An 18701-nucleotide genomic window follows, 5' to 3' on the forward strand; every position below is an offset into this window, starting at 1 on the left:
GCCGCCGGGTACTCAGCAGTGCGTTCCCGGCACCCGCACCACACGCCCCACTCGGGAGATCCGATGCTCCGACTTCCCCATCGAACAGAACGCAACGGATCCCATGAGTGACGGCACCGGAGGGACGGTGAAGGGCATGGAACGAGGCGCGGACCCGAAGCGGTCGGCTCTGATCGTGATCGACATGATCAACACCTACGATCATGAGGACGCCGAGCTCCTCCTGCCGTCCGTCGAGCCGGTCGTGCCCGTCCTGACGGAGCTGCTCGGCCGGGCCCGCGAGGCGGACGCTCCCGTGATCTACGTGAACGACAACTTCGGCCGGTGGCGTTCGCACCACGGAGAGCTGCTGGACGCGGCGCTGTCCCAGCCGAACGCCCACCTGATCGAGCCCATCCGGCCCGACGACCGGTCGCTGTTCGTGATGAAGGCCCGCCACTCGGTCTTCTTCGAGACGCCCCTGTCCTACCTGCTGTGGAGCCTGGACGTCGGACACGTGGTGCTGACCGGCCAGGTCACCGAGCAGTGCGTCCTGTACTCCGCCCTGGACGCGCACATCCGTCACCTGGAGGTGACCGTGCCGAGGGACGCCGTCGCCTCCATCCATCCGCACCTGGCCTCCGCGGCCCTGGAGATGATGGAGCGCAACATGGGCGCCCGGATCATCACGGCGAAGGAGACCGAGTTCCCGCCCCGGGAGACCTGAGGGGCGGCCGCAGCGGGCTCAGCCGCAGCGACGGCCGGAGTTGATGCAGGCGACGGCCCGGTTCATCAGCCGCCCGGGCATCGCGTTGATGAAGTCGCCGTGGTCGGTGACGGGCTTGTGCAGCGACTCGGGGAAGCTGTCCACGGCGAAGGCGGTGCTGCCGGCCAGGCCCCTGTAGGTGAGGCGCTGGACGAGCTGCGGGATCGCCTTGAAGCCTGCCGGGCACCTCCCCCTGGCGTCGGCGAAGGCGACGTGGCTGCGGTGATTCGCGCTGTCGGTGTTCCGGCCGTCCCAGCAGCTCTGGAACCGCTCGGTGCGGACCACCTCGCTGCCCGCGGGGCAGATCGGGTACTTGTCCTTGAGCTGGACGCGTTTTTCGAAGCCGGTGCAGGACCAGGCCGCGTTGGCGTTGGCTCCGCCGTTGGCGTTGGCCTTCGCGTCGCCGGTGATGATGCGCAGGAAGCGCGGCATGGCGACCACCTTGGTGGTGGGGCTGCCGACGAAGGTGAGGCTCGCGGACGTGGGGGTGAGGATCCTGCCGATGTTGCCCTCGGCTCCACCGCCGGGTGAGCCCGCGTCCGCCTTCTCGACTCCGCGGCGGTCGCGCAGCACCGGCCAGTAGTAGGTCGACCGGTCGCCGTTGGTGCAGGTGGTGCGGGCCGCGGCGAGGCTGTCGTCGGTGGTGAAGGCGTCGACGCCTATGGCGCCGACGTAGTCGTGGGTGTGGTGGGCTCCGTTTCCCACCCCCGGGGCGACGATCACGTTGTCGGAGTTGTGCCGGCCTTGCGCGTTGACACCGCAGCGGGTCTTGAAGGCGCCCTTGGAGGCGTCGCGGTTACCGCGGGGCGGGGCGGGCACGTTGCGGGCGACCTTGGTGATGTCCACGAAGTCCTCGGGTACGGGGCCGTTGCCGGCGGGCGGTGCCGGCCTCGAGGCCGCGCGGGTGGTGGCCTGCGGGGCGTCGGTCGCGTTGGCCTGCACATTGACCAACGCGAGTCCGACGCCGCCCGCGGCCAGCCCGGCGGCCAGGACGATCGCGTTGCGACGTGTGCGGTTGCGCCTGTGTCCCTGGTTCATGGTGACCCTTCCGTTCCGGTGTCAGGTGTGACCACCGTGGCCGCTGGGACGGATGGCGACCACCGGTTCCGTCCGCGCGTCACCGTCGCGTAAGAACTGGCACTCCGGGCCGGGCCCGCACCGGGTCAGCGGTGCTCGGGGTTGTCCGCGCCCGGGCGGCAGCCGGCGTCCCACTGGGAGCGCTGGTTGCCGTGGGCGGGGACCCCTCCGGCGCGCTTCAGCAGGGCCGCGATGTGCATCAGGTTCCAGGTCATGAAGCTGGTGTTGCGGTTGGTGAAGTCGTTGTCCGGGCCGCCCGAGTCCGGGTCCAGGTACGACGGGCCGGGGCCGGCGGCGCCGATCCAGCCGGCGTCCGCCTGGGGCGGGATCGTGTAGCCGAGGTGCTGGAGGCTGTAGAGGACGTTCATCGCACAGTGCTTGATGCCGTCCTCGTTGCCGGTGATGAGACAACCCCCGGCACGGCCGTAGTAGGCGTACTGCCCTTGGGAGTTGAGCAGCGAGGAACAGGCGTAGAGGCGCTCGATGACCTGCTTGGTGACGGAGCTGTTGTCGCCCAGCCAGATCGGCCCGGCCAGGACCAGGATGTCCGCCGCCATGACCTTCTCGTACAGCACCGGCCAGGCGTCCGAGGCGAAGCCGTGCTCGGTCATGTCCGGGTACACGCCGGGTGCGATGTCATGGTCGACGGCCCGGATCAGCTCCGTGGTCACTCCTGCGGAGTCCATGATCGACCGGCTCTTGTCGATCAGGCCCTGGGTGTGGCTGCGTTGCGGGGACGGCTTGAGGGTGCAGTTGACGTAGAGGGCGGTCAGGTCGTCGAAGCGGTGGGCCGCATCGGACGCGGAGGGTGCTGTCATGGGGGCAGGGTCTCGCACGGGGCCCGTTTTGTTGCGGTTCGGCGCACCCGCGCACGTCTTACGGAGTCATGACGTACGGCCGTGCTCCCGCGGGGCGGTGCCGGTGAACGCCTAGCGTGCCCGTATGCGCGTACTGGTCACCGGCGGTGCCGGGTTCATCGGGTCCCATGTGGTCGCCGCCCTGCGGGAGCGGGGGCACAAGGCGATCGTGTTCGACGTGCGGGAGGATCCCGTGGCCGACGTGCGGGACCCCGCGGCGGTGCGCCGTGCTCTGGCCGGTGTGGACGCCGTGTGCCACCAGGCAGCGAAGGTCGGGCTCGGCGACGGCGTCGCCGACGCGGCCGACTACGTCTCGCACAACGACCTGGGGACGGCCGTGCTGCTCGCGGCCATGGCGGAGGCGGGGGTACGCACCCTCGTGCTCGCCGGGTCGATGGTCGTCTACGGGGAGGGACGGTACGTGTGCCCGCGGCACGGGGTGGTCAGGCCCGGGCCGCGGGCCGTCGCCGCTCTCGGCGCGGGCCGGTTCGAGCCCGCGTGCCCGGAGTGCGGGCAGGACCTCTCCCCCGGGCTGGTCCGCGAGGACGCCCCGGCCGACCCGCGGAACGTCTACGCGACGACCAAGCTCGCCCAGGAGCATCTGGCCGCGGCCTGGGCCCGCTGCACCGGCGGGTCGGCGGTGTCACTGCGCTACCACAACGTGTACGGGCCGGGCATGCCCCGGGACACCCCCTACGCCGGTGTCGCCTCCTTCTTCCGCTCGGCGCTCGCGAGGGGCGAGGCCCCCCGGGTCTTCGAGGACGGGCGGCAGCGCCGGGACTTCGTGCACGTGCGGGACGTGGCGGTGGCGAACGCCGTGGCGCTGGAGGCGGAGGCCGCAGCCCCCGGCGCGCTCACCGCCTACAACACCGGCAGCGGCGACCCGCACACCGTGGGCGAGATGGCCCGGGCCCTGGCCGCCGCGCACGGCGGACCCGAGCCGGTCGTCACGGGTGAATACCGGCTCGGGGACGTCCGGCACATCACCGCGGACTCCTCCCGGCTGCGGGCGGAGCTGGGATGGAAGCCCGAGGTCGGCTTCGAGGAGGGCATGCGGGAGTTCGCGCGGGCAGGGATGCGTGAGGGGTAGGTCCGGGCGGTTCCGGGCAGGGGCGCGCCAAGGACAGACCGGCGGCTGCGGCCGCGCTCAGGATCCGGCCCGGACAGAGACGCACGAGGGACAGACCCAGGCGACTGCAACCGCGATCAGGGCGCGGCCACCGGCAGGGATACCCCGAGGGACAGACCCCGGCGGCCCAGGACGTGCTCAGGACGCGGCCGCCGGCAGGACCACCTCGAAGCGGCAGCCGCCGGGGATGTTGCGTACGCCGGTCCGGCCCTGGTGGGCCTCCACGATGCCGCGGACGATGGCGAGGCCCAGGCCCGCGCCCGCCGGGGGCGTCCGGGCGTGTGTGCCGCGCCAGCCGGTGTCGAAGACGCGCGGCAGATCCTCCTCGGGGATACCGCCGCAGGCGTCCGTCACGGACAGCACGACGCCCTCGGGCGAACGCTCGGCGGCGATGGCGACCGTACCGTCGGCCGGGGTCCGGCGGATCGCGTTGACCAGCAGGTTGCCCAGCACCCGGCTCATCTCCTTGCCGTCCACCTCGACCGGCACCGGCACGATACGGCCGCCCACCAGCCGTACCCCGTACTCGCGCGCGAGGGGGTCGACACCGGCGAGGGCGTCGCCGACGAGGTCGTATAGGGAGATCCGGGTGGGCGTCAGCGCCAGGGTCCCGGCGTGGATGCGGGAAAGCTCGAAGAGGTCGCCGACCATGTCGTTGAGACGTTCGACCTCGGTGCGCATCTGCCGGAGATAGCGGTTCGGGTCGGCGGCGACGCCGTCCTCCAGGGCCTCCGACATGGCGCGCAGACCGGCCAGCGGGGTGCGCAGGTCGTGCGAGATCCAGGCGACGAGTTCACGACGGGACGCCTCCAGCGCGCGCTCCCGCTCCCTGGACTCGGCCAGTCTGGCACTGGTGGCGGCCAGCTCCCGGCTCAGTGCGGCTAGTTCGGCGGTCGCGGGAGCGTCGGGTGCGGCGAAGTTTCCGCCGTCCCCGAAGGAGCGCGCGGCCACGGCGAGTTCGCGGCTGCGGGCGACGACCCACCGGCCCAGCAGCAGGGCGGTGGCCAGCGAGACGACGGCCGCCATGGCGACGACCGTGGTGACGACGGTCAGGTCGTGCGTCGACAGGAACATCGCCCAGGCGACGGCGAGCGTGCCGGCGAGCATCGCGACGACGCCGACCGCCGCCACCACGGCGAGGGAGACCGTCAGCGAACGGCGGCGGATCAGGCGCAGTACGCCCGCTCCGGCCACCCCCGTCGCGGCGGCACCGGCGAAGGCGTACAGGGCGATCAGGACGGTGTCGTTCACGGTCGGTTCTCCCCTTCCCCGGATTCACCGGGTTCACCGGATTCACCGGGTTCGAAGCGGTAGCCCACACCCCAGACGGTCTGGATCAGGCGGGGCCGGGCCGGGTCGTCCTCGACCTTGCCGCGCAGGCGGCGGACGTGGACCGTGACCGTCGACAGGTCGCCGAAGTCCCACCCCCAGACCTCGCGCATCAGGTCCTCGCGGCCGAACGCCCGCCCCGGGTGCCGCAGGAAGAAGGAGAGCAGGTCGAACTCGCGGAGCGTGAGGGCGAGTTCCGTGCCGTTCTTGGTGGCCCGGCGGGCCGCCGGTTCCACGGTCAGGCCGGCCGCCCCCAGCCGCCTCCCCGTGACGGCGGGGCGGCTGCGGCGCAGCACCGACTCGACGCGCAGGACGAGTTCGCGGGGGCTGAAGGGCTTGGTGACGTAGTCGTCGGCGCCGACCTCCAGCCCCAGGATGCGGTCGTCCTCGTCGCCGCGGGCGGTGAGCATGATGACGGGCACGGGCCCCTGGCCGCGGATCCGTCGGCACACCTCCAGGCCGTCCATGCCGGGCAGCATCAGGTCGAGCACGACCAGGTCGGGGCGGTGCTCGGCGGCGCGGGTGAGGGCGGCCGGGCCGTCATCGGCGCGGTCGACGGTGTAACCGGCGCGGTCCAGGTACCCGGTGACGACCTCGGCGACGGTCGGATCGTCGTCCACGACCAGGATCCTGGGAGACCCGTCCTCGGTCCTGAGGGGCTCGTACGGCTGTTGCTGCATGTCCCCAGCCTTGCACCGCGCCGTCGTCGGCGGGGGGCCGGGAAGCGCCCTGGCCTCCGACGTCCGCGTTTCGTAAGGACCGGTGGCCCGGTATGCCCGATTCGCGTTCGTAGGGTGAAACCGTGACGACGACACCTTCGGACGTCGACGTGGTGCTGCCCTGCCTGAACGAGGCCGAGGCCCTTCCCTGGGTGCTCGAACGGATTCCGCCGGGCTGGCGCGCACTCGTCGTCGACAACGGTTCCACGGACGGATCGGCCGCCATCGCCCGCGCGGGGGGCGCGACCGTGCTGCACGAGCCGCGGCGGGGCTTCGGCGCGGCCTGCCACGCCGGCCTGACGGCCGCCACCGCCGAGGTGGTGTGCTTCTGCGACTGCGACGCCTCCCTCGACCCCGCTCTCCTGGTCCCCTTCGTGTGCGAAGTGCGCGCGGGACGGGCCGACCTGGTGCTCGGGCGGCGGCGTCCCGAGGGGCGGGGCGCGTGGCCGCCGCATGCCCGGGCCGGCAATCTCGCGCTGGCACGGATGCTGCGCCGGCGCACCGGGCTGCGCCTGCGCGACCTCGGTCCTCTGCGCGCCGCCCGCCGGGAGCCGCTGCTCGCCCTCGGCCTCACCGACCGGCGCAGCGGCTATCCGCTCCAGATGGTGGTCCGCGCGGCCGACGTGGGGTGGCGGATCGAGGAGCACGACGTGCCGTATCTGCCGCGTACGGGCGCATCGAAGGTGACCGGTACGTGGCGCGGGACGTGGCAGGCCGTACGGGACATGAGCCGCGTGCTGGCCGAGACTCCGGCGCACGAAACCCCGGCACACGGCGCCCCGGCACACGAACCCTCGGCGCACGAAGGGGGAACCCTCCGTTGACCACGCTCCTCGTCATCGCCAAGGAGCCGCGGCCGGGCCGGGTGAAGACCCGGCTCACACCACCGTTCACATCCCAGCAGGCGGCCGCGCTGGCCGAAGCGGCCCTCGCGGACACCCTGCACGCCGTGGCCGCCACGCCCGCCACCCGGCGCGTCCTCGTGCTCGACGGTGCCCCCGGGCCCTGGCTGCCGCCCGGTTTCGACGTCGTGGCGCAGTGCGCGGGCCGTCTGGACGAGCGGCTGGCGGAGGCCTTCGGGCGCTGCACCGGCCCGGCCCTGCTCATCGGCATGGACACCCCGCAGGTGACCCCGGAGCTGCTCACCGTGGACTTCACCGGCTGCGACGCCTGGTTCGGCCCGGCCGAGGACGGCGGCTTCTGGGCTCTGGGCCTGGCGTGTCCGGACCCCGCTCTGCTGCGGGGCGTTCCCATGTCGACACCGGAGACGGGTGCCGTGCAGCGGGGACGGCTGGTCGCGGCGGGCCTGCGGGTGCGCGACCTGCCGCCCCTGCGCGATGTCGACACCGCTCCCGACGCCCAGGCCGTTGCCGCGTTGGCCCCACGGGGGCGCTTCGCGGCGCGGCTCGCCCGGTGCACGGTGGCCGGGACGCCCGCCGCCGGTCCGGCCTCACCGACGGCCGGTCCTCGATGAGCGCCCCACCCGCCACCGCCCTGGCCTGGGCCGATGCCGACCCCTACGACGCCGCGCTGCGGGCCGGTCGCGGCCCCCTGTTCCTGCGGCGCCCGGACGGCTGGCTGCTGCCGCTGGAGGTGGAACGCTGGTGCGCCCGGGCCGACTCGGTCGACCGGGACGTGCTGGACCGGTGCGAGGGGGCCGTGCTGGACGTGGGGTGCGGGCCCGGACGGCTTGTGGCGGAGCTGGCCGCCCGGGGCCGGACCGCCCTCGGGATCGACGTCAGCGGGGCCGCCGTGGAACACAGCGTCCGGCTCGGGGGCCGGGCCCTGCGGCGCTCCGTCTTCGCACCCCTGCCCGGTGAGGGCCGCTGGGACACCGTGCTGCTCATGGACGGCAACATCGGCATCGGCGGCGACCCGTGCGCCCTCCTGCGGCGGGTCGCCGAGCTCCTGCGCCCCGGCGGCCTGCTGATCGCCGAGACCGCCCCGGCGGACGTCGACGAACGCGTGGACGTCCACATCACCGACGCCCACGCCGCCTCGGGCACCCCGTTCCCCTGGGCCCGGCTCGGCACCCGCGCACTGCTCCGGCACGCGCGGGACTGGGAGCGGGCCGGTCAGTGGACGGCGGGCGGACGGCGTTTCGCCGCCCTGCGCAGTCCCAGCAGCCGCACCGCCAGCAGCAGCGCCGAGCCACCGAAGAGAACGGCCGTGATCAGCAGCCAGCGCGTGAGGAACACCTCCGGCGGCAGGCCAGTGGCAGACCGGTAGCGCGTCTCCACCATGGAGCTGATCAGCGGGAACCACACGAGGAGCAGCAGCCCGGAGAGGGCGGCCGGTACGCGTACGTACATCGCCCACTCCCGGCGGCGGGCCCCGTCGAGCCCCCGTACCAGCGCCCGGTCCGCCGCCGCGTACAGCGGCAGCAGCACCAGGTCGTGCAGCAGCGCGGCGCCCACGACCCACAGGGCCACGCCGAACCAGTCGCCGGCCAGCAGGCGCACGCCCGCGTAGGCCGCGAGGGCGAACGAGCAGGACAGCAGCAGGAGATGCAGGGGGCTGCCGATGGCGAGGCGTCCCCGCATCGCACGGCCCCGCATCACGGGTCCCCGCGTCACGAATCTCCGCATCACAGGTCTCCGAACGTCATCCGGGCCACCCACTTGGTGTTCAGCACACCGGGCGCGGCAGGCACGATGATCCGCGCCGGGTGGCCGTGGTCGGGGGACAGGTCCTCGCCGTTGACGTAGAGGGCGAGCAGGGACCGCGGGTCGGCCACCTGGTTGGCGCGCAGCGCGGCCTTGCGGAAGGCGCCGTGCCGCTGGAGGGACTCCACGAACACGTCCGGCGGGTCGTCCTCGTACCCGACGAGGGCCGCCAGGTCGCGCAGCCGCACCCCGCGCCACCACTGGTCCGGCGTGGACCAGCCCTCGACACAGGCGATGGGCAACGCCGAGCTGTGCAACGGGAGTCCCGCGAGCTGAGCCCGGCTGAGACGGACCGTTCCGGTCCGTCCCGTCACGACGAGCCGCCACGCGTCGACGGCCGCTTCGGCCGGGTCGATCCCGGCGTACGCGGCGGTCTTGTTGATCTGGAAGCCGTTCGGGCCGCTGCCGGGTTCGGCACCGCCGTGCGGGGCGAGGAGGGCGGTGCGCCGCAGCGGGCCGCCGAAGTTCTGCCCCACGGTCGTCGCGAACAGCAGCAGCGAACCGCCCCCGACGAACCACAGGGCGCCCCGCCGGGAGACGGTCGGTTCGGCGGGACGCGGGGAGATCAGGTCGTTCTTCTCCTCCCGCAGCCGCCGCACGTTGCGCAGTGCCGTGGGCGTCTTCAGCGCGGCGTGGGCCACGAAGGCGGCGAAGAACACCCAGGCGCCGTAGAGGTGCAGGGGGTAGAAAGAGCCCGGGAAGACGTAGTCGAGCTGGACGTTGAGGACGCCGGTCACGAACTCGAAGAGCCCGCCGCCGACCAGGAGCAGCAGCGAGATCCGCTCCAGGGCGTGCGCGAGCGAGCGGGCCGGTGGCAGCGCGAACAGCCTGGGAACGACGGACCACAGCTTGGCGAGCAGGACGGGGATCAGGGTGAGGCCGAGGGTGACGTGGACGCCCTGGTTCAGCCGGTACAGCCAGTGCGGGTCGGTCGGCCAGTCGAACAGGTAGAAGCCGAGGATCCCCTTGTCCGGGGTCTTGTCGTTGACCGGCGCCAGGTCCGGGTTGTAGGCGGCGTACGAGAGGAGCCCCGTCACGAACAGCACGGTGATGCCGGCCAGCAGGACCAGGCCCAGCACCGACGTGAACCAGGGGCCCCGCAGAGGGCTGCGCCAGAAGCCGGGGGACGTGGGGAGCCGGGCATCGCGTGGATCGTCTCGCATGAGCCGACGGTAGGCCGCGAACACCCGGTGAAAGGGTGCGCGACCCATGACGAAACGCTGACGTCGGGCCCGGTCGGCGGTCCGCGACCGGCCGCGCGGCCTAGCGTGCCGGTGTGATCCGCACCCCTCCCAACACGCCGTCCCGAGGCCTGCGCCGCGACATGTACGCCGCGGGGGCCGCCGCGCTGCTCGTGGCGGTGGCCGTGGCCGTCGGCCACCGCATCGAGGACACCAACCGGACCCTGTTCGTCGACTGGCCACCGCTGCTGGCGTCCTGGGGACCGCACGCGGGCCCCGGCACCCCGGCCGCCGTCCTGGTGGCGGTCGCCACCGTGGCGTACGGGCCCGTCCTGGCGGCCCGCCTGCCCTGGCGTGCCCTGCTCCCGGCCGCCTGGGGCACGGCCATGGTGTGGATCCTCTCCCTCGCCCTGGTCGACGGGTGGCACCGGGGCATCGCCCGCCGGCTCACCACCCGCCACGAATACCTGCGGGTCGTCGACCGCTTCGACGACATCCCGGCAGCGCTCCGGGGCTTCACCGGGCACATCCTGCTCGACTCCCCCGACAACTGGCCCGCCCACGTCGCCGGGCACCCGCCCGCCGCCACCCTCACCTTCGTGCTGCTCGACCGGATCGGGCTGCGGGGCGGCGGCTGGGCCGGGATGTGGTGCATCACCGTCGGGGCGACCGCCTGCGTGGCCGTACTGGTCACGGTCCGCGCCCTGGCCGACGAGGCACTGGCCCGCCGGGCGGCCCCCTTCCTGGTGCTGGCCCCGGCGGCCGTGTGGATGGGCACCTCGGCCGACGCGTACTTCGCGGCGGTGGCGGCCTGGGCCGTGGCGCTGGCGGCCCTGGCGGTCACCCGGAGGTCCCCGGGGTGGGCGGGCGCGTCCGGGCTGCTGTTCGGCCTGACCTGCTACCTGTCGTACGGCCTCACCCTCGTCGCGCTGATCGCGGCGGCGGCCCTGGTGCTCGGCCGCCGCGGAGTCCGGGAGCGCCCGGTGCTGCCGGTGGCGCTGCTCGCCGGACTCGCCGTGGCACCCACGGTCTTCACGCTCGCGGGTTTCGACTGGTGGGAGGCCTACCGCCTACTCGTCACGCGCTACGGCCAGGGCGCGGGCGGCATCCGTCCCTACGGCTACTGGGTGTGGGCCAACCTGGCCTGCGCGGTGCTCGTCACGGGCCTGGCGACGGCGGCGGGGTTGCGGCGGACAGCGGCCGTGCTGGTCCGGCATCGCACCGGGCCCCGGCCCGAGGTGCGCCTCGCGTTCCTCGTGTGCGCCGCGCTGGCCGCCCTCCTGGTCGCCGATCTGTCCGGCATGAGCAAGGCGGAGACGGAACGCATCTGGCTCCCCTTCGCCTTGTGGCTGCTCCCGGCCTGCGCGTTCCTCACCCGCCCTCGCCTCTGGCTCGCCGCCCAGGCACTGCTCGCGGTGCTCCTGAACCATCTGCTGTTCACCGGGTGGTGAACGCCGCCGGGAGGAGGACCCGTCGACGGCGTCAAGCGGCGGGGCCTGCTTCGAGTATCTCGTCGGGGCCGACGTGCGGCGTGGGGCGCAGGCAGGCGGTGATCTCCTTGCCGTCGCCCAGGAACACGACGGTCACCTCGCTGCTGACCGTGTGCACGACGTGCATCCCGTGGCCGCCGAAGCGCTGCCCGTCGCGCCTCATGACCACCGGCTGCTCGGTGGAGGTGTCCCACACCGTGATGGCCAGTCCGTCGCCGGACAGCCGGAGGGTCAACCCGCAGGGACCGGGTGCGTGCCGGATCGCGTTGGTGACCAGTTCACTGACGACCAGTTCGGCGTCGATCGCGAGCGGGGCCGACACGGGTATGCGGCCGGTACACGGTACGTGCGACAGGAACGCTTGCAGCGCCCGGCGTGCCTCGACGGCACACGCTGCGCCTTCTGCCCAGACCACGCCGTAGCGCAGGGCGGCCTGCTCCTCCGTGCCCGGCTCATCTTCCGCCTGCTTCATAAGCGGGATGACCATGTGGGGCTCTTTCGTTGTTGTTCGTGTTGCCAAGTGACCTCGGTCGTTCATCTACCCCGGCGCTCTGCGCGCACACTGCCGATGGCCCGCCGTCGGATGTGCTCTGCGCCGCATGAGCCGGCAGGGCCATACGCCGCCGAGCACGACGACCGTCACCTCTTCGCCGCGAGCGCCCTGAGCGCGATGCCGAGTTCTTGACGGGCCCCTTACGGCGGTGACCGCGGCCTTGGCGGCACCTTGACGCATCGGGCCCCCGGGGGGCGGATCCGTCGCTAACATGGGCTGCGATTCCGGCTCCCGGGCAGGTCGCAGGGGCAGGGAGAGCGAGGTCACAGCCGGGGCGAGGGCAAGGTCACAGCCGTTCCCCCTGCTGCTCGTTCGTTAACGTGGCCTAACATCCGAGCATGACGGTCCTGCCTGACGACGGGCTTGAGCTGGCCGGCGAGTTCCCTGACGTGCCCCACGAGCAGTGGCAGCGCCTTGTGGCGGGTGTGCTGCGCAAATCGGGCAAGGACGTCGAGGGGGCCGAGGCCGAGGAAGCCCTGTCCACCGCGTTGGAGGACGGGTTGCGCACCCGCCCTCTCTACACCGCCCACGACGCCGCGCCCGAGCCGGGCTTCCCCGGCTTCGCCCCCTTTGTGCGCGGCGGCCGCGCCGAGGGGAACACGGTCGGCGGCTGGGACGTACGGCAACGGCACTCGGCGGCCGACCGTGACGCGGTGCTCGGGGATCTGGAGAACGGCGTCACGTCCCTTTGGCTGACGGTCGGAGAAGGCGGCATCGCCGTGCCGGACCTCGGCCGGGTCCTCGACGGCGTGTACCTCGACCTGGCGCCCGTCGTCCTGGACGCGGGGCGCGACACCGAGTCCGCCGCGCGCGAGTTGCTGCGGGTCTACGAGGAGCGGGGAGTCGCCCGGGACGCCGCGCGCGGCAACCTGGGTGCGGATCCGCTCGGGCACGAGGCCCGTACCGGGCAGCGGTGCGAGAGCGCTCCGGCGGCGGAGCTCGCGCGGCTGTGCGCCGAGGAGTACCCGGGGTTGCGGGCGCTGACCGTGGACGCGCTGCCGTATCACGAGGCCGGTGGTTCGGCCGCCCAGGAGCTGGGCTGCTCGCTGGCCACCGGGGTGGCGTATCTGCGGGAGCTGACCGGGGCCGGGCTGGACGTCGGACAGGCCTGTGCGCAACTGGAGTTCCGGTACGCGGCGACCGCGGACCAGTTCCTGACGATCGCCAAGCTGCGGGCCGCGCGCCGGCTGTGGGCCCGGGTGGCCGAGGCCTGCGGGGCGCCGCGCGCGGGGGCGCAGCTCCAGCACGTCGTGACGTCGCCGGTGATGATGACGCGCCGCGACCCGTGGGTGAACATGCTGCGCGCCACGATCGCCACGCTGGCCGCCGGCGCGGGCGGGGCCGACGCGGTCACCGTGCTGCCCTTCGACCACGCCCTGGGCCTGCCGGACGCGTTCGCCCGCCGGATCGCCCGCAACACCTCGACCATCCTCATCGAGGAGTCGCACCTGGCCCGGGTCATCGACCCGGCGGGCGGCTCCTGGTACGTGGAGCGGCTCACCGACGAACTCGCCCAGGCGGGCTGGGAGTTCTTCCGGCGGATCGAGCGGCTCGGCGGCCTGGCGGCCGCCCTGCGGTCGGGCGACCTGGAGCGGGATCTCGCCGAGACCTGGCAGGCCCGCACCGGCCGGCTGGCCAAGCGGCGCGAACCCATCACCGGCGTCAGCGAGTTCCCGTTCCTCGCGGAGAAGCCGGTCGTCCGCGCGGACGCTCCCGAGCCGCGCTCCGGCGGGCTGCCCCGCGTGCGCCGTGACGAGGCTTACGAGGCGCTGCGCGCCCGCTCCGACGCCCATCTCGCCGCGACCGGGTCGCGGCCGCGGATCTTCCTCGCCGCGCTGGGCCCTGCCGCCGCCCACACCGCGCGTCTCACCTTCGCCTCGAACCTCTTCCAGGCCGGCGGCATCGAGCCGGTCACGGAGGGCACCTTCGAGGAGAGCGGTTCGACGGAGGCCGTGCTGTGCTCCAGCGACGCGCTGTACGCGGAGCAGGCCGAGGCCACCGTGCGGGAGCTGAAGGCCGCCGGTGCCCGGCATGTGTTCCTCGCGGGCCGTCCCGGGGAGCACCCCGGGGTCGACGCGTACGTGTTCGCGGGCTGTGACGCCGTCGCCGTGCTGTCCGCCACCCTCGACCGCATGGGAGTTGTGTCCTGATGGGAATCCCCGACTTCTCCGGCATCGAGCTGGGCACCCCGGCCCCCGACGGCGGCGCCGACGAGTGGCGCACGGCGGTCAAGAACGCCTCCGGCGGGGACGACCTGCTCTGGGAGACCCCGGAGGGCATCGCCGTCAAGCCGCTCTACACCGGGCGTGATCTGGAGGGCCTGGACTTCCTCGACACGCGGCCGGGCGCGGCGCCGTACCTGCGGGGCCCGTACCCGACGATGTACGTCAACCAGCCCTGGACGATCCGCCAGTACGCCGGTTTCTCGACGGCCGAGGAGTCCAACGCCTTCTACCGGCGCAACCTCGCGGCCGGCCAGAAGGGCCTGTCGGTCGCCTTCGACCTGCCCACGCACCGGGGCTACGACAGCGACCACCCGCGGGTGACCGGCGACGTCGGCATGGCGGGCGTGGCGATCGACTCGATCTACGACATGCGGCAGCTGTTCGACGGCATCCCGCTGGACAAGATGACCGTGTCGATGACGATGAACGGCGCCGTGCTGCCGGTGCTGGCGCTGTACATCGTGGCGGCGGAGGAGCAGGGCGTACCGCCCGAGAAGCTGGCCGGAACCATTCAGAACGACATTCTGAAGGAGTTCATGGTCCGCAACACCTACATCTATCCGCCGAAGCCGTCGATGCGGATCATCTCCGACATCTTCGCCTACACCTCACAGCGGATGCCGCGCTACAACTCCATCTCCATCTCCGGCTATCACATCCAGGAGGCGGGTGCGACGGCCGACCTGGAGCTGGCGTACACGCTCGCGGACGGCGTGGAGTACATCCGGGCGGGCCGTGAGGCCGGCCTGGACGTGGACGCCTTCGCGCCGCGGCTGTCGTTCTTCTGGGCGATCGGCATGAACTTCTTCATGGAGGTCGCCAAGCTGCGGGCGGCGCGCCTGCTGTGGGCGAAGCTGGTGAGGCAGTTCGACCCGCAGAACGCCAAGTCGCTGTCCCTGCGCACCCATTCGCAGACCTCGGGCTGGTCGCTGACCGCGCAGGACGTGTTCAACAACGTGACGCGCACCTGCGTCGAGGCGATGGCCGCGACCCAGGGGCACACGCAGTCGCTGCACACCAACGCCCTCGACGAGGCGCTCGCGCTGCCGACCGACTTCTCGGCGCGCATCGCCCGCAACACGCAGCTGCTGCTCCAGCAGGAGTCCGGCACCACCCGCGTGATCGACCCGTGGGGCGGCAGCGCGTACGTGGAGAAGCTGACGTACGACCTGGCCCGGCGGGCCTGGCAGCACATCGAGGAGGTCGAGGCCGCGGGCGGCATGGCCAAGGCCATCGACGCGGGCATCCCGAAGCTGCGTATCGAGGAGGCCGCGGCCCGTACCCAGGCCCGGATCGACTCGGGCCGCCAGCCGGTCATCGGCGTCAACAAGTACCGGGTGGAGTCCGACGAGCAGATCGACGTGCTGAAGGTCGACAACTCCTCCGTGCGGGCGCAGCAGATCGAGAAGCTGCGGCGGCTGCGCGCGGAGCGGGACGAGCGGGTCTGCCAGGACGCGCTGGACGCGCTGACCCGGGCCGCCGGCGGCGAGGGCAATCTGCTGGAGCTGGCGGTGCACGCGGCCCGCGCGAAGGCCACCGTCGGGGAGATCTCCGACGCCCTGGAGAAGGTGTACGGCCGGCACGCGGGGCAGATCCGTACGATCTCCGGCGTGTACCGCAACGAAACCGGAGAGTCCCCGAGCGTGGACCGCACCCGCACCCTGGTGTCCGCCTTCGAGGAGGCCGAGGGCCGCCGCCCGCGCATCCTGGTCGCGAAGATGGGCCAGGACGGTCACGACCGCGGCCAGAAGGTGATCGCCACGGCGTTCGCCGACCTCGGTTTCGACGTGGACGTCGGCCCGCTGTTCCAGACGCCCGCCGAGGTGGCACGGCAGGCGGTCGAGGCGGACGTGCACATCGTCGGCGTCTCCTCGCTGGCCGCCGGTCACCTCACCCTCGTCCCGGCGCTGCGCGAGGCGCTGGCCGAGGAGGGCCGCGAGGACATCATGATCGTGGTCGGCGGGGTGATCCCGCCGCAGGACGTGCCGACGCTGCTGGAGATGGGGGCCGCGGCCGTCTTCCCGCCCGGGACGGTGATCCCGGACGCGGCGTACGACCTGGTGCAGCGACTGTCGGACGGCCTCGGGCACGACCTGTGATCGATGTCGACGCGTATGTGAAGGGCGTGCTCGACGGGAAGCGGGCGATCATCGCCCGCGCGATCACACTCGTCGAGTCGACCCGGGCCCAGCACCGGGCGCTCGCCCAGGAGTTGCTGACCGCGCTGCTGCCGCACAGCGGCCGGGCCCGGCGGATCGGCGTCAGCGGGGTGCCCGGCGTGGGCAAGTCGACGTTCATCGACGCGTTCGGCACGCTTCTGACCTCGCTCGGGCACCGGGTCGCGGTCCTGGCCGTCGACCCGTCCTCCAGCCGTACGGGCGGTTCCATCCTGGGCGACAAGACCCGCATGGAGCGCCTGGCCGTCGACCCGGCGGCGTTCGTGCGCCCCTCCCCCACGGCGGGGACGCTGGGCGGGGTCGCCAAGGCCACCCGCGAGTCCATCGTGGTGATGGAGGCGGCCGGCTACGACGTGATCCTGGTGGAGACGGTCGGCGTCGGCCAGTCCGAGACGGCCGTGGCGAACATGGTCGACACGTTCCTGCTGCTCACCCTCGCCCGCACGGGCGATCAGCTCCAGGGCATCAAGAAGGGCGTGCTGGAGCTGGCCGACGTGATCGCCGTCAACAAGGCGGACGGGCCGCACGAGCGCGACGCCCGGGCCGCCGCGCGCGAACTTGCGGGTGCCCTGCGGCTGATGCACGGCAAGGACGCGTTCTGGACGCCGCCGGTCCTGCACTGCAGCGCGCGTGAGTCGACCGGCCTGGACACGGTGTGGGAACGCCTGGAACAGCACCGCACGCTGCTGGACTCGACCGGCCGCCTCACCGCCAAGCGCCGTGACCAGCAGGTCGACTGGACCTGGACCATGGTCCGCGACGAACTCCTCGGCCGCCTGCACGCCGATCCGGCGGTACGGGCCCTGGCGCCGGCCCTCGAACAGCGGGTCAGGGACGGTGAGTTGACGCCCACGCTCGCCGCTGAGCGGATTCTGGGGGCACTCGGGGGCTCCGGTCCGGACGGTTCCTGAGGGTTTGGAACCTCCGGCCGGTCCTCACTGCGGAGGGTTGCCGTGCTTGCGGGAGGGCAGGTCGGCGTGCTTGGTCCGGAGCATCGCGAGGGACTTGATCAGCACCTCGCGGGTTTCGGCGGGGTCGATGACGTCGTCGACCAGGCCGCGCTCGGCCGCGTAGTACGGGTGCATCAGCTCGGCCTTGTACTCCTTGATCAGGCGTGCCCGCACGACCTCCGGGTCCTCCGCCTCGGCGATCCGGCGGCGGAAGATGACGTTGGCCGCTCCCTCCGCGCCCATGACGGCGATCTCGTTCGTCGGCCAGGCGTACGTGAGGTCGGCGCCGATGGACTGGCTGTCCATGACGATGTAGGCGCCGCCGTAGGCTTTGCGCAGGACGATGCTGATGCGCGGCACGGTGGCGTTGCAGTAGGCGTACAGCAGTTTCGCGCCGTGCCGGATGATGCCACCGTGCTCCTGGTCGACGCCGGGCAGGAAACCGGGGACGTCCAGGAACGTGACGATGGGGATGTTGAAGGCGTCGCACATCTGGACGAAACGGGCCGCCTTCTCGGAGGCCCCGATGTCCAGCACGCCGGCCAGCACCTGCGGCTGATTCGCCACGATGCCGACGACCTGGCCGTCCATCCGGCCCAGCGCGCAGATGATGTTGCGGGCCCAGCGCTCGTGGACCTCCAGGTAGTCGCCGTCGTCGACGAGTTCCTCGATGACCCGGGCCATGTCGTACGGACGGCTGCCGTCCGCCGGTACGAGGTCGAGGAGAACCTCACAACGCCGGTCCGCGGGGTCGCCCGTCATCACCGTCGGCGGGTTCTCGCGGTTGTTCTGCGGGAGGAGGGAGAGGAGGTAGCGGACCTCCGCGATGCAGGTCTCCTCGTCGTCGTAGGCGAAGTGGCACACGCCGGACGCCTCGGCGTGCACGTCCGCGCCGCCCAGGCCGTTCTGCGTGATCTCCTCGCCGGTGACCGCCTTGACGACATCCGGGCCGGTGATGAACATCTGCGAGGTGTCGCGGACCATGAACACGAAGTCGGTGAGGGCCGGGCTGTAGGCGGCGCCGCCCGCGCACGGGCCGAGCATCACCGAGATCTGCGGGATGACCCCGCTCGCCTTGGTGTTGCGCTGGAAGATGCCGCCGTAGCCCGCGAGGGCCGAGACGCCCTCCTGGATACGGGCGCCCGCGCCGTCGTTCAACGAGACCAGCGGGGCACCGGCCGCGATGGCCATGTCCATGATCTTGTGGATCTTCGTGGCGTGGGCCTCGCCCAGCGCGCCGCCGAAGACGCGGAAGTCGTGCGCGTAGACGAAGACCGTGCGGCCCTCCACCGTGCCCCAGCCGGTGATCACACCGTCGGTGTACGGCTTCTTGGCCTCCAGGCCGAAGCCGGTGGCCCGGTGCCGGCGCAGCTGCTCGACCTCACGGAAGGAATCCGGGTCGAGGAGGAGTTCGATGCGCTCCCGCGCGGTCAGCTTGCCCTTGGCGTGCTGCGCCTCGGTCGCCTTCTCGCTCGGTCCGGCCACCGCCCGCGCACGGATCTCGTGCAGTTCGGTCACCCTGCCACGTGCGCCGGCGGGGCCGCTCGGTGTCTCGGTCAGGGACATCGCGGTGAACTCCTCGTCAGTGCGTCGTCGATCAGGC

At 72.6% G+C, this 18701-nt stretch carries 15 protein-coding genes and 1 pseudogene; 9 read left to right on the plus strand and 7 right to left on the minus strand.

Annotated elements, in window-relative coordinates:
• Positions 1-136: 136 nt before the first annotated feature.
• Positions 137-706, plus strand: coding sequence for a cysteine hydrolase family protein (locus tag ABTX60_RS00040; RefSeq protein WP_352095122.1), 570 nt, complete (start codon positions 137-139; stop codon positions 704-706).
• 18 nt (positions 707-724) lie between these two features.
• On the opposite strand, the pseudogene ABTX60_RS00045 reads toward ABTX60_RS00040, so the two are convergent.
• Together ABTX60_RS00045 and ABTX60_RS00050 are read right to left on the minus strand one after the other, a co-directional pair.
• Positions 725-1621 (minus strand): annotated as a pseudogene (locus tag ABTX60_RS00045) (DUF1996 domain-containing protein); the annotation flags it as partial.
• Positions 1622-1908: 287 nt separating this feature from the next.
• Entirely contained in the window at positions 1909-2640 is a 732-nt protein-coding gene (locus tag ABTX60_RS00050; RefSeq protein WP_352094776.1) for a flavodoxin family protein, read from the minus strand.
• A 124-nt stretch (positions 2641-2764) separates the two neighbouring features.
• Between ABTX60_RS00050 and ABTX60_RS00055 the strand changes: the two genes are divergently transcribed.
• On the plus strand, positions 2765-3769 hold the full coding sequence (locus tag ABTX60_RS00055; protein WP_352094777.1) for an NAD-dependent epimerase/dehydratase family protein: 1005 nt from the start codon (positions 2765-2767) through the stop codon (positions 3767-3769).
• A gap of 177 nt (positions 3770-3946) precedes the next feature.
• On the opposite strand, the gene ABTX60_RS00060 is transcribed toward ABTX60_RS00055, so the two are convergent.
• Positions 3947-5059: a sensor histidine kinase gene (locus ABTX60_RS00060; RefSeq protein ID WP_352094778.1), complete on the minus strand. Its 1113-nt coding sequence runs from the start codon at positions 5057-5059 to the stop codon at positions 3947-3949.
• Positions 5056-5817, minus strand: a complete 762-nt coding sequence (locus ABTX60_RS00065) for a response regulator transcription factor (RefSeq protein WP_352094779.1) — start codon at positions 5815-5817, stop codon at positions 5056-5058. Before ABTX60_RS00065 ends, ABTX60_RS00060 begins: the two co-directional genes overlap by 4 nt.
• A gap of 122 nt (positions 5818-5939) precedes the next feature.
• Here ABTX60_RS00065 and ABTX60_RS00070 point away from each other — a divergent pair, with 122 nt between their 5' ends.
• Genes ABTX60_RS00070 through ABTX60_RS00080 form a run of 3 tightly spaced genes read left to right on the plus strand, consistent with a single transcriptional unit; the run spans position 5940 to position 8085 of the window.
• Positions 5940-6680 (plus strand): glycosyltransferase family 2 protein, encoded by a 741-nt coding sequence (locus tag ABTX60_RS00070; RefSeq protein ID WP_352094780.1) that lies wholly within the window; start codon positions 5940-5942, stop codon positions 6678-6680.
• Positions 6677-7330 carry a TIGR04282 family arsenosugar biosynthesis glycosyltransferase gene (locus ABTX60_RS00075; protein WP_352094781.1) on the plus strand — a complete coding sequence of 218 codons (654 nt, stop codon included), beginning with the start codon at positions 6677-6679 and terminating at the stop codon, positions 7328-7330. The genes ABTX60_RS00070 and ABTX60_RS00075 overlap by 4 nt, the downstream gene beginning before the upstream one ends.
• A complete protein-coding gene (locus ABTX60_RS00080) occupies positions 7327-8085 on the plus strand; it encodes a class I SAM-dependent methyltransferase (RefSeq protein ID WP_352094782.1) in 759 nt (252 codons plus the stop codon). The genes ABTX60_RS00075 and ABTX60_RS00080 overlap by 4 nt, the downstream gene beginning before the upstream one ends.
• Before the next feature lie 358 nt (positions 8086-8443).
• Here the strand turns inward: ABTX60_RS00080 and ABTX60_RS00085 are convergent, their stop codons facing one another.
• Complete coding sequence (locus tag ABTX60_RS00085; protein ID WP_352094783.1) at positions 8444-9685, minus strand: molybdopterin-dependent oxidoreductase; 1242 nt, start codon at positions 9683-9685, stop codon at positions 8444-8446.
• A 161-nt stretch (positions 9686-9846) separates the two neighbouring features.
• Here ABTX60_RS00085 and ABTX60_RS00090 point away from each other — a divergent pair, with 161 nt between their 5' ends.
• The gene (locus ABTX60_RS00090; protein WP_352095123.1) at positions 9847-11154 is read left to right on the plus strand and encodes a hypothetical protein; all 1308 of its coding nucleotides are present in this window, start codon (positions 9847-9849) and stop codon (positions 11152-11154) included.
• A gap of 31 nt (positions 11155-11185) precedes the next feature.
• Here the strand turns inward: ABTX60_RS00090 and ABTX60_RS00095 are convergent, their stop codons facing one another.
• A complete protein-coding gene (locus ABTX60_RS00095; protein WP_352094784.1) occupies positions 11186-11680 on the minus strand; it encodes an ATP-binding protein in 495 nt (164 codons plus the stop codon).
• Between the two features lie 404 nt (positions 11681-12084).
• Between ABTX60_RS00095 and ABTX60_RS00100 the strand changes: the two genes are divergently transcribed.
• From ABTX60_RS00100 to meaB, 3 genes are read left to right on the plus strand one after another with little or no spacing between them, the layout of a single operon-like run.
• On the plus strand, positions 12085-13896 hold the full coding sequence (locus ABTX60_RS00100; protein WP_352094785.1) for a methylmalonyl-CoA mutase family protein: 1812 nt from the start codon (positions 12085-12087) through the stop codon (positions 13894-13896).
• On the plus strand, positions 13896-16070 hold the full coding sequence (gene scpA, locus ABTX60_RS00105; protein WP_352094786.1) for a methylmalonyl-CoA mutase: 2175 nt from the start codon (positions 13896-13898) through the stop codon (positions 16068-16070). Before ABTX60_RS00100 ends, scpA begins: the two co-directional genes overlap by 1 nt.
• Positions 16067-17059: a methylmalonyl Co-A mutase-associated GTPase MeaB gene (gene meaB, locus ABTX60_RS00110; protein ID WP_352094787.1), complete on the plus strand. Its 993-nt coding sequence runs from the start codon at positions 16067-16069 to the stop codon at positions 17057-17059. The genes scpA and meaB overlap by 4 nt, the downstream gene beginning before the upstream one ends.
• A 24-nt stretch (positions 17060-17083) precedes the next feature.
• On the opposite strand, the gene ABTX60_RS00115 is transcribed toward meaB, so the two are convergent.
• Complete coding sequence (locus tag ABTX60_RS00115) at positions 17084-18664, minus strand: acyl-CoA carboxylase subunit beta (RefSeq protein WP_352094788.1); 1581 nt, start codon at positions 18662-18664, stop codon at positions 17084-17086.
• Positions 18665-18701: the final 37 nt, after the last annotated feature.

The sequence above is a fragment of the Streptomyces sp. NPDC126510 genome (assembly GCF_040302345.1).
Classification (GTDB): Bacteria; Actinomycetota; Actinomycetes; order Streptomycetales; family Streptomycetaceae; genus Streptomyces.